This window comes from Shewanella livingstonensis, from assembly GCF_003855395.1.
Classification (GTDB): domain Bacteria; phylum Pseudomonadota; class Gammaproteobacteria; order Enterobacterales; family Shewanellaceae; genus Shewanella; species Shewanella livingstonensis.
In genome coordinates this window covers 489,610-503,172 of sequence record NZ_CP034015.1, presented here as the reverse complement: position 1 = coordinate 503,172, position 13,563 = coordinate 489,610, and the positions used below count along the sequence as shown (strand labels likewise).

11 protein-coding genes and 1 riboswitch are annotated in these 13,563 nt (G+C 42.1%); of the genes, 4 read left to right on the top strand and 7 right to left on the bottom strand.

The annotated features are described in order from the left end of the window. Window positions 1-25 precede the first annotated feature (25 nt). The 4 genes from EGC82_RS02350 to EGC82_RS02335 all read right to left on the bottom strand — a co-directional run bounded on the left by EGC82_RS02350 (window position 26) and on the right by EGC82_RS02335 (window position 6,729). Window positions 26-565, bottom strand: a complete 540-nt coding sequence (locus EGC82_RS02350) for a hypothetical protein (RefSeq protein WP_124729331.1) — start codon at window positions 563-565, stop codon at window positions 26-28. Between the two features lie 417 nt (window positions 566-982). Beyond that, window positions 983-4,138, bottom strand: a complete 3,156-nt coding sequence (locus EGC82_RS02345; protein ID WP_124729330.1) for an efflux RND transporter permease subunit — start codon at window positions 4,136-4,138, stop codon at window positions 983-985. A 9-nt stretch (window positions 4,139-4,147) separates the two neighbouring features. Next, window positions 4,148-5,296: an efflux RND transporter periplasmic adaptor subunit gene (locus tag EGC82_RS02340; protein WP_124729329.1), complete on the bottom strand. Its 1,149-nt coding sequence runs from the start codon at window positions 5,294-5,296 to the stop codon at window positions 4,148-4,150. 323 nt (window positions 5,297-5,619) lie between these two features. After that, on the bottom strand, window positions 5,620-6,729 hold the full coding sequence (locus tag EGC82_RS02335) for an MBL fold metallo-hydrolase (RefSeq protein ID WP_124729328.1): 1,110 nt from the start codon (window positions 6,727-6,729) through the stop codon (window positions 5,620-5,622). Between the two features lie 96 nt (window positions 6,730-6,825). Between EGC82_RS02335 and EGC82_RS02330 the strand changes: the two genes are divergently transcribed. After that, window positions 6,826-7,443, top strand: coding sequence for a TetR/AcrR family transcriptional regulator (locus EGC82_RS02330; protein WP_124729327.1), 618 nt, complete (start codon window positions 6,826-6,828; stop codon window positions 7,441-7,443). Window positions 7,444-7,446: 3 nt separating this feature from the next. Here the strand turns inward: EGC82_RS02330 and EGC82_RS02325 are convergent, their stop codons facing one another. Further along, window positions 7,447-8,133, bottom strand: a complete 687-nt coding sequence (locus EGC82_RS02325; protein WP_124729326.1) for a DNA-3-methyladenine glycosylase I — start codon at window positions 8,131-8,133, stop codon at window positions 7,447-7,449. 97 nt (window positions 8,134-8,230) lie between these two features. Further along, window positions 8,231-8,761 carry a thioesterase family protein gene (locus tag EGC82_RS02320; RefSeq protein WP_124729325.1) on the bottom strand — a complete coding sequence of 177 codons (531 nt, stop codon included), beginning with the start codon at window positions 8,759-8,761 and terminating at the stop codon, window positions 8,231-8,233. Window positions 8,762-9,036: 275 nt separating this feature from the next. After that, window positions 9,037-9,205, top strand: a riboswitch (FMN riboswitch). A 94-nt stretch (window positions 9,206-9,299) separates the two neighbouring features. Between EGC82_RS02320 and ribB the strand changes: the two genes are divergently transcribed. Further along, window positions 9,300-9,956: a 3,4-dihydroxy-2-butanone-4-phosphate synthase gene (gene ribB, locus EGC82_RS02315; protein WP_124729324.1), complete on the top strand. Its 657-nt coding sequence runs from the start codon at window positions 9,300-9,302 to the stop codon at window positions 9,954-9,956. A 140-nt stretch (window positions 9,957-10,096) separates the two neighbouring features. Here ribB and EGC82_RS02310 read toward each other — a convergent pair whose 3' ends face one another. Then, window positions 10,097-11,158, bottom strand: coding sequence for an NAD(P)H-dependent flavin oxidoreductase (locus tag EGC82_RS02310; protein ID WP_124729323.1), 1,062 nt, complete (start codon window positions 11,156-11,158; stop codon window positions 10,097-10,099). An 844-nt stretch (window positions 11,159-12,002) separates the two neighbouring features. Between EGC82_RS02310 and EGC82_RS02305 the strand changes: the two genes are divergently transcribed. Both EGC82_RS02305 and cyoA read left to right on the top strand, forming a co-directional pair. After that, the gene (locus EGC82_RS02305; RefSeq protein ID WP_244212522.1) at window positions 12,003-12,335 is read left to right on the top strand and encodes a hypothetical protein; all 333 of its coding nucleotides are present in this window, start codon (window positions 12,003-12,005) and stop codon (window positions 12,333-12,335) included. A 176-nt stretch (window positions 12,336-12,511) separates the two neighbouring features. Next, window positions 12,512-13,561, top strand: a complete 1,050-nt coding sequence (cyoA, locus tag EGC82_RS02300) for a ubiquinol oxidase subunit II (RefSeq protein WP_124729321.1) — start codon at window positions 12,512-12,514, stop codon at window positions 13,559-13,561. The last annotated feature ends 2 nt before the right edge of the window (window positions 13,562-13,563 follow it).

Below are 13,563 nucleotides of genomic sequence, written 5' to 3'. Positions count from 1 at the left end.
GTGCCGATTACGCCATCCCATGGGACTAATCCTGCACTTGATCGAATATTGGCATTGGCGCAATACGGGCAAATTTTGCCACCGCAGACCCTGGGAATATTTTTACGCCACTGTTTAACTCGTCAACTGCTTTGCGGTAAAAGTCTTCTGCATGCACAAAGTCGAGCTCTAGTTGTATATACTCGGCGAGCTGATCTGCACTCAGTTTATCTTTATTCACGGTGGCTAATAATGCTTCTAAACCTTGATCAATCTGTTGCCAAGCGGCTATCGATACAGACAACGAACCACCAGCCATATTTGACTCTTCAATCGGTTGTTCCCAATCATGTTCAGGCTGTAACTGTTTTAGTAACTCCAGCTGGGCTTGTTGATCATCTGTTAAAGGGCGTGGATAAGATGGTTTTTCCTGACATAGCTCGGTAAATAATGTCAGTCTTTTATCAATTTTTGAGTCGATCACTTTTAGCGCTTCAATGGCTGAAGTACGTTTTTTGAGTAAACTGGCATACCAAAGATAAACCAGAATAGCGGCTAAAGTGAAGCTTATAAAAAGCACCTGCATGGTGACATCCTTTATTATTGTTATTCACTATCATAATCATTATTTAATCAAAAGTTCATCTTTATCGGCGATACCTTTGCTAAAAATAAACCACAAAAGAGTAAGCCAAACATCAATAGATGTTAATAACCTGTTTTGATTCAGATCTTAACTATAACACAAACAACAGCACTGGCGCGGTTAAACATTGTACAGATCAAATTTTAATCTTTAACTTTATCAACTACCTAAAAGCATTTTTATAAGAATGTTTTTTAAACACTCTTGCAGTTTCCCTTAATAAAGTAGTCAAAATATTGTTTAATAATGCTGACTTAACACCATTAACGCTATTTATAGTCATCCGCATCAATAGAGAAACAATAGTCACAAAAAAGCCCAGTAAAACTGGGCTTTTTTAATCAACAATATAAAAAATTAAATATCTTTTCTATCGTTATCGACTTTTTCATCTTCCTCTTCTGTGGGTTTTTCACGCTTACTGAAAATGCGCTCAACTACCACAAAGAACAACGGCACAAAGAAGATACCTAAGAAGGTAGATGTCATCATACCGCCCAATACCGCTGTACCGATGGCATTTTGGCTACCAGAGCCTACACCCGAGCTAATTGCTAATGGCACAACACCAAGACCGAATGCTAAAGAGGTCATTAAGATTGGGCGTAAACGCACTCGTACTGCGTGCAGAGTTGCCTCAATGAGTCCCGATCCTTTTTCGTAGTATTCTTTAGCAAATTCGACAATTAGGATGGCGTTTTTCGTCGCCAAGCCCACCGTGGTTAACAAGCCTACTTGGAAGAATACGTCGTTAGGTAAACCGCGGGCACTCATTGCCAGTAGCGCACCAATAATCCCTAGTGGTACCACTAAAATTACCGATAACGGTACCGACCAGCTTTCATACAATGCCGCTAGAACCAAGAATACAATTAAAATAGATAAGGCATACAGACCAGGCGCTTGGTTACCCGACAAACGCTCTTCGTAAGATAAACCATTCCACTCTAAGCCGTACCCAGGAGGAAGCTGTTTGGCCATTTCCTCTAATGCATCCATCGCTGCACCGGTACTGTAGCCAGGCACTGTCGCACCCTGAATATTCACCGCAGGAACACCGTTAAAGCGCTGCAACTGTGGCGAACCAAATTCCCATACACCTGATGAAAATGCCGAAAACGGCACCATTTCGCCATTGTTATTCCGCACATACCAAGTGTCTAAGTCGCCAGGTTGCATACGGTATTTAGCATCACCCTGTACATAAACCTTTTTAACTCGGCCGCGGTCAATAAAGTCATTCACATACGAGCCACCCCATGCCGTACCCAGCACACTATTGACGCTATTAATATCAATGTCTAACGCACGTAATTTGGCGTGATCGACATTAATTTTATATATTGGCGCATCTTCCTGACCGTTGGGACGTACTCCTACAAGGTTAGCGTTTTGCGAGGCCATTCCTAACAATTGATTACGCGTCTCAATTAACTTGGCATGCCCTTGACCATTTAAGTCTTTTAGATAGACATCAAAACCGTTTGCGGTACCCAGCTCAATAACTGATGGCGGCACAAAGGCAAACACTAACGCCTCTTTTATTTGCATAAAGCGGCCCATAGCTCGACCCGCTAATGATTTAACATCTTCACCAGGGGCTTCACGCGTAGACCAATCTTTTAGACTCACAAACGCGATACCCATGTTTTGGCCAGAACCGGCAAAACTAAAACCGGCAACGGTAAACACTGAGTTTACAATATCTTTTTCTTCAGTAAGGTAATAATCAGAAACCTCTTTTAATACCTTAACTGTGCTTTCTTGAGTTGAGTTGGTTGGCAAAATAGCTTGAGTGAACAAGATACCTTGGTCTTCATCGGGTAAGAATGCCGTTGGCATGCGTAAGAAAATCCAACCTACAGCGATAACTAAACCAACGTAAATCAGCATGACTCTAAAAGAACGCTTAAGAATACTGCCAACACTAGACTCGTAACGCGAGGTCATAGCATCGAACTTGCGGTTAAACCAACCAAAGAATCCAGTATCTGCGTAGGTATGGCCTTTTTTAACAGGCTTTAACATGGTGGCACATAATGCCGGAGTTAACACGATTGCGACAAATACCGATAAGGCCATTGCAGATACAATGGTGATGGAGAACTGGCGATAAATGACTCCGGTAGAGCCCGACATAAAGGCCATTGGCACAAATACCGCAGACAAGGTCAAACCAATACCGACTAAGGCACTGGTGATTTGGTCCATCGATTTACGGGTGGCTTCCAGCGGACTTAAGCCTTCTTCCGACATCACACGTTCAACGTTTTCAACCACCACAATCGCATCGTCCACCAGCAAACCAATAGCCAATACCATGGCGAACATGGTTAAGGTATTGATGGTGAAACCGGCTGCAGATAACACAGCAAACGTACCTAGCAATACTACTGGTACAGCAATAGTAGGTATAAGTGTGGCTCTAAAATTTTGTAAAAACAGATACATAATCAAGAAAACCAACACAATGGCTTCTATCAATGTGTGAACCACACCTTCAATTGATTGCTCAACGAACGGTGTAGTATCATAGGGATAAACCACTTCAAGCCCTTGAGGAAAAAACTCTTTCATCTCATTAACTTTGGCTTTAATACCCTCTGAAGTATCTAACGCATTCGCGCCGGTAGCTAACTTAAACGCTAAACCAGATGCTGGCTTACCATTATAATATGAGTCTACTGCGTAGCTTTCTGCGCCTAATTCAACTCTGGCAACATCAGCTAAATAAACGTTAGCGCCTGATAAATCAGATTTAACAATAATTTTCTTAAATTGCTCTGGGGTTTGTAATCGGCTTTGTGCTGATACGGTCGCGTTAAGCTCTTGGCCCGCAACCGAAGGCGCACCACCTAATTGACCTGCTGATATTTGAGCGTTTTGCTCACGAATAGCAGCAATAACATCAATACTGGTTAGTTTATATTGGGTTAACTTAAGCGGGTCTAACCAAATACGCATTGCGTACTGCGCACCAAAAAGTGTTAACTCACCCACACCAGGTACACGACTCATTGGGTCTTGCACATTGGCAGCAACATAATCGGAAATATCGCTTTTACCCATTGAACCATCAGAAGACACAAAACCAAGTACCATTAAAAAGCCCGAGCTGGACTTGTTAACTTGTACACCTTGTTGCTGAACTTCAGTCGGTAATAATGGGGTAGCCGCTTGCAGCTTGTTCTGAACTTGAACTTGAGCAATATCGGGATCGGCCTCAGCGTTAAACGTTAGAGTAATCTTCGCATTACCAAAACTGTCACTGGTCGATGAGATATAACGTAAATTATCCAGCCCGGTCATGCGCTGCTCAATCACCTGAGTAACCGTGTCTTCCATGGTTTTAGCCGAAGCACCTGGATAGAAAGCACTGATCACCACAGTTGGCGGTGCAATACTTGGATACTGTGCAATGGGCAAGCCTTTAATGGCTAGCACACCTGCAAGCATAATTAATAATGCAATCACCCAAGCAAAAATAGGGCGGTCAATAAAAAAGCGAGCCATAATTATTCCCTATTTTTGTGGTTGGTCGGCTGTTAACACCTGTGCTGAAACAGGTGCTCCAGGGCGGATTTTTTGTAACCCTTCAACAATTAATTTATCGCCAACAGACAAACCATCAACGATGCGCCATTGATGACCAATCACTTCAGCGGTTTGTACCACGCGCATTTCAACATTGTTATCTTGATTGACTATCATTGCAACAGCTTGCCCTTTGGAGTTACGAGTAATAGCGCGTTGAGGCACTAAAATAGCTTGTGGGTCTTGGCCTGCATTTAATAGCGCACGAACATACATACCGGGTAACAAGGTACCGTCAGGGTTAGGGAACTCAGCTCGTAGGGTCACTGAGCCAGTAGTTTCGTCAACATTTACTTCAGCAAATTGTAATGTACCTTGTTGATCGTATGTGCTGCCATCTTCAAGCATTAAAGTCACTTTAGCATTATCACTTTTCAGTAACTGACCTGAACGTAAATTTGCTTTTAAACGTAATAAGTGTGCGCTGGACTGCACAATGTCGATATTAATCGGATCAAGCTGTTGAATTGTCGCTAAGGTATTACTTTGATTAGCAGTAACTAACGCGCCTGCAGTAACAGATGACTTACCGATGCGACCAGAAATAGGCGCTTTAACCTCTGTGTATTCAAGGTTAATGTTAGCGGTGTTAATGGCAGCTTTTGCCACCGTCACTGCCGCTTGGGCTTCTTTGTAAGCCGCTTCTGTTTCATCAAAGTCTTGCTTGCTAACTGCGTTAGTTTTAACTAATTTTGCATAGCGAGCTGCTTTGGCTTTTGCTGAAGCTAATCCAGCATTTGCGCTAGCAAGATCGGCCTCTGCACTCACTAATGCCGCTTTATAGGTTGCTGAATCAATTTGATACAGTGACTGACCTTGCTTAACTTCAGTCCCTTCCGTAAACGCACGCTTAGTCACAATACCTGACACTTGTGGACGCACTTCGGCTTCTAAAAAGGCACGGCTGCGACCAGGCAATTCAACCTTAATCGCTTGCGAAATAGCCTCAACTGTCATCACGCCAACGGGTGTAGGTGGTCGCGGTTGCTGTGATTGGGCATTTTCATCCCCTTTACCACAAGCGGTAATCCATAATGCAGCAGAAATAACTGCGGCGACTTTCAATGCTTTGTGCATGAGTGCTCCTACTCCAATTCATTTTCAATATGACACCTCGGTCTTGAGGAATTTCATTTGAAAATAGCTAAAATTAAACTGTTAAATTTTCTATATACTTTATCGCATAGGTATAAAATTCAAACAACAAACCTAATGAGAATAAATTGTAAATAAATAATAAGCTTAAGTTATATATAGTTAAAAAGTTAACAAATTGTAATTTTATAGTGAGTAATAAAACAAAATCTATCTATTAGTTCATTCAAAATACTGTTTGTTAACATGTTGACCAAATTAATCTATTAACAATGCTCATGTATGTTCACTGTTAATACATTAACTTAGTTGTTATTGATGACAAGCTTATTTAATTCATCTGTATTTTGTGGATTCACCATAATACTCCGCCACCATAACTCGTCAGCCTGCGGATTAGCCAACAGCACTGCCTGACCAAACCGAGGGGTTAGCAAGCTAATATGGTGCTGTTTTGCTAACTGATTAATACGTTCAAAAGGTTCGAACCAATCATGCAAGGCTAAATCGAAAGTGCCATTATGTACCGGCATCATCGCTTTGGCATTAACATCAATATGTGCTTGTAAGCTCTGCTCTGGCAACATGTGGATATCGCTCCACAATTCATTATAGGCGCCTGTTTCAATCATGCTCAGATCAAACGGCCCATAGCGCTCACCAATTTTTTTAAAACCATTAAAATAGCCACTGTCGCCGCTAAAGAATACTTTGTGCTGCAAGCCTTGAATAACCCAACTGGCCCATAACGTTTGATTGCTATCAAGCAAGCCACGACCAGAAAAATGTTGTGCTGGCGTCGCGGTAATGCTCAAGCCAGTTAACTCAACAGACTGCCACCATTCAAGCTCGGTGACTTTAATAGGAGCAACCCCCCAAGCAATAAGATGATTACCCACATTGGTTGGCGTAACAAAATGCTCAACTTTCGCAGCCAATTGTTCAATGGCGGCTTTATCAAGATGATCATAATGATCGTGGCTAATAATCACGGTTTTAATCGCTGGTAAATCGGCAATACTAATGGGCGATTGATGAAAACGCTTTGGTCCAGCCCATTGTACTGGTGAGGCTCGCTGGCTAAATACCGGGTCGATTAACAAATATTCGCCATCGATACGCATTAACAACGTTGAATGACCTAATCGATATACAGCATCTTCAGTTGATTGCGCCAATATATCTGGAGTTAACGTTTGTAATGGAATCGCATCTTTAGGGATCGGCGCTTGTCGCTTTGTCGACCAATACGCTTTAGCAATTGGCCATAAACTACTCAAATCGGCTTTATAGACTGTTTCTGTGTTACTAAATATTTGCGTTTTTGACGTACGCGATGCAGACCAATATTTACTTAGCCAAATAATAGCCATTAATGTGACTAGCACTAATATGATACTGAGTAATATTTTCATCTATCGCTTCCAAAAGTAAACTACACGGTGTAGTTTAATAATCCATTGTTGAAAAGTAAACTACTCAGTGTAAAATATTACGATAAGATAGCTTAGATGAAACCAATGAACACAGAAAAACCAACACGCAGCCAACTTAAACGCGCTGCGATTATTGAAGCAGCCAGAACAACCTTTAAAGAATTAGGGGTTGCGGCTACAAGTATGGATAAACTAGCCGAAGTGGCTGGAGTGTCTAAGCGAACAGTCTATAACCACTTTGCGACTAAAGAAGCCTTAGTCATGACCTTGATGACAGACTTATGGGAGCAAGCATTATCGCAACCCACTGTGGTATATCACCCACACCAGCCTTTAGATGCGCAGTTACAGCAGTTAGTACGTGACGATATAAACTATCTGCAATCAAAAGAGCACATTGAAGTGTCGCGAATGGTGATTGGACATTTATTCTATACCACTGAAATGCAGCAAGAATTACAAAAAGTGATAAAAGCAGAGAACGCAATTTTGCGTTGGATTAAAGCCGCTACACACGATGAAAAATTAACGGTGACGGATGTAGAGCAAGCCCAAACAGAATTGCAGAGCTTGATAAAAGGCCAATGTTTTTGGCCGTTGATCTTTCAGGTTGAAGAGCCATTAAACGATACCCAAAAACAACAGATTGCGAATAATATTACTACCATGTTTTTATGTCGTTATAAGATTTAACCATTACACTCTATTATCACCGACACCAAATGAAATTGTCCGGCTTATTTGCGCTAAGCTCATGCCTGACTCTTGTTGCCAATGATTAAACGCTGCTTGAGATTGGCGCAAGGCCGTTTGCGATGTAAATCCAGCATCAACAACTTTATGGCCGGTTAAATATGACTGTACATCTTGGCTTAGCAAAAAAGTGTCCTTACCGATTGCGCGTAAAAAATAAGGGCCGGTATTACCGCCTAAACGAGTGCCACGTTTTTTAAGCACTTGCCATAAACCCGTTATGTCATCACTTGGCCAATGTGCAATAAATTCAGCAAAGCTGCCGTGTTCAGCATTGATCTGCTGGATCATGTAAGCATTATCAACAATCGCTTGGGTTTTCTTTTGATGCCGAATAAGCTCAGGGTCGGTTGCCCGCTGTTGAATTTGATCTGGTGACAGCATCAGCACTTTCATGGGCTCAAAGTCAAAAAAGGCTTTTTCATACGCAGGCCATTTATTATCAACCACTCGCCACACAAAGCCGCTTTGAAACACGCGCTTACTCATAACAGACAATAACTGCGCATCAGTATATTCGCTGATTTCATCGGCATCGAGAGTGTCAGGCAGCAATGACTTAACTGCCGCAGGTCCGCCTTTACGCTCACAGGCTCGTGCCCAAATATCACTGAACTTTTCTAATGCCACTGCGTAGCTCCTTTAACCCAATCAATAACCTGCCAATACGGCAGATTAAAGCTTGTTGATCTTTAAAAATTACCATCGATACCAAAAACAACTAACGCTATATATTACGTTCTTTTTTTAGTTGTAAAAACTGTTTCCATTTAACCACTTCAGCAGGCATTTCAGGTGTGTCACCTGTGTAACCGGCTGCTGCGATTAAGGTTTCAATAGGCACTTGTTTACCTCGGCATACAAACACACCACGGACATGCGCAATGCAATGTAAGCCACGGGCGGTGAGCATACGATGTTCAATATAAAAGTATTTTTCGTCCCAACCAACAATTTTAGTTTCAATGGTAAACTTTTCAAACGGCTTAATATCGCGGATATAAGTAAACTCTGCCGCATTCACTATCGGTAACCATTTGTTTTTTAAAAACTGTTTCATCAAACCCATTTCGGCAATCAAATAGGTGCGCGCTAAATCCATAAAAGCAGGATAGCGCGAGTTAGTTAAATGCATATTGATATCGCAATCTAACGGTAAAGCACGGTAATCAATTCGGCTAGTGCCTAAAAAACCAATACTTTTACAATGACCTATTCGCCATAAAAATAACAAAATAATACGAAAATACAGATTCATGCACGGTGACTCCTAATGTAAGCGCGACAGGCTAACAAAGGTCATACCAGCGAGCAAGCGGCTTTAGCATCATTTGGTAGCACAAAATTGGCATTACACTTTATTTGTTACTCTTTTTGAGACTTATCCCCCTTTTCATCTGCAGCGTAACTGATTAACATAGCGAGGCGTTTTGATTAAATTGGCAGTGAGTTAACTGAGTTTCACGTAACTTACTAACAATAACGCGTAGTCGTTGAATCGATTACAGCAAAATCAACGCAAACAACATTGTTTATAATTCTCAGGGCGGGGCGCAATTCCCCACCGGCGGTAAACTTGAAAAAGTGAGCCCGCGAGCGCTCGATTCGTCGAGGTCAGCAGATCTGGTGACTTAGATTTACTTATGTGTAATGTCTAACAGTCCAGAGCCGACGGTTATAGTCCGGATGAGAGAGAATAGAGATACATCAATTAGCCTCGGCTTGTTGATGCAATTTGTTTTGGATTTATATCCCTCTTTACAAGCCCTGATTCTGGTCATTTTAGGAGTACAACCATGAATCAGTTATCACTACTTGCCGAATTTGGCGAACCAATCACCCGTGTAGAAAATGCATTAGCAGCGCTTAGAGAAGGCCGAGGTGTATTACTACTCGATGATGAAGACCGCGAAAATGAAGGCGACATTATTTATTCTGTCGAGCACTTAACCACAGCCCAAATGGCATTAATGATCCGCGAAGGCAGCGGCATTGTGTGTTTATGCTTAACCGACGAACACGCCAACAAACTTGAGTTGCCGCCGATGGTTATAAATAATAACAGCGCCAACCAAACTGCGTTTACCATCTCCATTGAAGCAAAACACGGTGTTACCACTGGCGTTTCCGCTCAAGATCGCGTGACCACCATTAAAACTGCTGCTAACCGGGATGCCAAAGCATCAGACTTGGCCCATCCTGGACACGTATTCCCATTACGTGCTCGTGCTGGCGGAGTAATGGCACGTCGTGGCCATACCGAAGGTACTGTTGATTTAATGCAAATGGCAGGATTAATGCCTGCTGGTGTGTTGTGTGAGCTGACAAATGAAGATGGCAGCATGGCTAAAACGCCAGAAATTGTTACCTTTGGTCGCAAACATAATATGCCATTACTCACCATTGAAGACATGGTGATGTACCGTAATCAGTACGATTTAAAACTGGCATAATGCACAACTAATTAAATCATTAATAGAGCATAATCAAGAGCGATGCTCTGTTAATGATTTAATAACGAAAGGCGTCTTTGCGCCTTTTTTTATCTATTTTTCTTATCGCCTCGCTAAAAAGTATGTCTATTTTTTTATCATTAGGCTAGCTGTAACTCATCAATCAGAACATAGATTAACTTCTCAACAGACATCTCGCGCACAAAGGGAGCACCTTGGCCAGCCCATTGTGCTGCAAAGTGGTGATTATCAAGTTTACTCGCCATTGCATTAAGTTGTTTAGCTGCATCATACGCAACAGGATAATCTGCGGGCGAAGGCGCACCTTTAGATTCGCCATGGGTGATAAAACGATTAACGATTCCGCGAGCGGGCCGACCAGACAGCACAGAAGTCAGTTTGGTGAAACTTGCTCGCTCACTTTTGAGGTTTTCACGATAGCTAGCATTTGCCGCAGATTCAGGACAAAGTATAAAAGCGGTGCCAAGCTGCGCAGCAACTGCGCCCAAATCGAGAGCCGCTTTAATTCCCAGCCCATCCATAATGCCTCCAGCGGCAATGACAGGTAATTGAGTCTGTTGCACCAGTAATCTGACCAATTCCGAAGTGCTTAAGAGTTCATCTATAAGCGCAGGATTAAACATACCGCGATGCCCACCAGCTTCAATACCTTGTGCAACGATGGCATCTATCCCAGCGAGCTCAATAGACTGGGCTTCGTGTAAATTAGTTGCCGTGGCCATGGTATAAATACCAGCTTGTTTTAGGGCACTAATTTTTTCACGTGATGGCAAGCCAAAATGAAAACTCACCACCGCAGGGCGTTCATTCAGCAGCATGTTGAACATGGCTTCGTCTTCGATAAAACTGGTATAGATTTCATCTATTTGGGTTGGTGCTTTTGCACCCAACTCAACAAATAACTCATCCAGATGGAGTAACCAAGCATGTTCTTTTATTGCATCACGCTGAGCAGGTGCATGACAAAATACATTCACATTAAACGGCGCATTGGTAAGCAAGCGGGTTTCCCTAATCAACTGCTGAGCTTGCGCTACCGAACTAGCACCAATCCCCAATGAGCCGAGACCACCAGCGTTTGAAACTGCTGCAGCCAATTGCGGCGTAGAAACACCAGCCATCGGCGCTTGAATAATAGGCTGAATATCAAAGTGTTTGGTAAAGGAATTAACACCTTTCATAACAACTCCTTAAAACCTAAAAAAGCAATTACACTTAATGAAGCCATACTGATTGAACCGCAGCAGATATATCCTTAAAGAAAAGATAAAAAATAATTATCGCCATTAATGATACCAGAGCTTAATTTAAGGCTAACCGTAAGACAGCAAGTCAGAGTAAAACCTATTATCTAGCATTGCTATCACCATAATGTCTTACTCAAGTACTGTTGGCACAATTTTGCCAACATATTTTTTGAGAAAACATGCCCTCACCTAGGTCACTATTGAAAAGGCAATGGCAATAATTTATGCCGTATGAGATTAATTTTACCTTGCTCAATGCCGTTAACTCCGTTTTAAAATACGTTGGGCCTTGTACTCTCTCAAGTAAGCTAAACCCTAGCACTTATTGCGGTAACAATTTGCAATGGCACATAAATTAATAATATTTTTGATTTACAATGATGATCCGCACCTCACCTCATATTCGTATCAGTAGACGTTAGCATTGATTAACATCACGCGCCCACATCAGATCACACTCATCCGGTTACATTAGGTGCTGCGAGTCACAAATTTGCGTGTTTTGGGCTATCAGCTAATGAACGATTAGTTAAATGTGTAACTAAATAGTTTAAATATTGTTCTAATTAAGATTTATTTAATAATTCCACGGTTTCCCTACCGTGATTCACTTCCAATGACCAGCCCCTTATTGTTATTCTCCTGCCAATGAAAATTGCCAGCTGGATCTGTTGATTCAACTACCCACTCCTTTGAGCTCGGTTGGAAACACTTGTTGAAACTAACCCTTTGTCAATTCCTTGTTAAACCGCTTAATCGCGTAGCAAGGTTGTCCAAATTGAGTAAAGCACATTTAACCGTGTGTTTCGGGTTACTGTTGCTGCAACCTTTAGCAGACTCCTTATCAATGTCGATGGGTAACTTCATCGATATTAGTGAATTTATTGCGGTTGTAGACGCATTATTAGCTGAAGTTATGGGTGCTAGCTTACTGGGCTTGCTGATATTAAACCCTTTGGTTATCCAGCAGTTTTGGCGATTATTTAATCTCAACTCCACATTTTGTAATCTTCTTGCACTTAGCGATGCGCTAAGTGCCTTGTCTGTTATTGTCCCAAAATCCCTTGAACACACGGCACACGGTTGTCGCGCTCCCCCTCTATCTGCTTAAATTATTACTCAACATACATCATTCGCTCAACACTGCCTTAAAACGTATACCAAAATCATTCACTGTTGATTTAGGTCAGCTTTTTAGGTCTGCTATTTGCGTTTGACGATTATTCTGCAACTGTCGATCTCCCCATTGGCAGCGTAGTAAGCTTTTAAGGTGAGAGGAATCTTCCTTTGTTAATTCGAAATTTAAGTAAACCTGTACTGGCTGCATTAGCATTTATGCTAGCCGGCTGTGAAGGTGGCGTACTGGATCCCAAAGGTCAAATCGGCATAGATGAGAAAAATCTCATTATTGTGGCGACGCTGCTGATGCTCATTGTGGTTATTCCGGTAATTTTCATGACCTTGTATTTTGCATGGAAATACCGCGATGGTCGCGATGAAGAAATTTATGCGCCTAAATGGGCACATTCAACCGCGATTGAAGTCGTGGTGTGGGTAGTACCGATTATTATCGTTATCATTCTGGGAGTTATCACTTGGAATTCAACTCACGATTTAGACCCCTACAAACCGCTTGTGCATGACGCTAAGCCGGTGAAGGTTGAAGTGGTGTCATTAGACTGGAAATGGTTATTTATCTATCCAGAGTACGGCATTGCATCGGTTAACGAATTGGCCTTCCCTGCTAACGTTCCGGTTAACTTTAAAATTACCTCCGACACAGCAATGAACTCCTTTTTCATTCCGCAGTTAGGCAGCCAAATTTACTCTATGGCAGGCATGGCGACTAAGTTACACCTTATTGCAAATGAGCCTGGCACCTTTGAGGGAATTTCAGCTAACTACAGTGGTGCAGGTTTTGCTGGCATGAAATTTAATGCCATTGCAACTGCAACAACAGGCGATTTTGATGCCTGGGTTGCCAAGGTAAAACAACAAGGTAACACCTTGGATGTTGAGCAATATAAGCAACTGGCACAAAAAAGTGAAAACAATCCTGTTCAATACTACGGGTCAGTGCAAAAAGGCATGTTTAATTACATTGTTATGCAGTACATGCATCCAGATTCGAACATGAAATCAATGGACGGTATGGAAAATATGGAAGGCATGCACGACATGGGCAATATGAAATCAATGTCTGGTATGGATCATGCCAAACATATGCAAAACATGGAGCATATGGCTGACAAGGACGCTGAAAAACATTCTGGACTTTCATCACCTTCACACTCAACCACAGAGCATTCATCGACTGCATCTGGGGAGGCGGAATAATC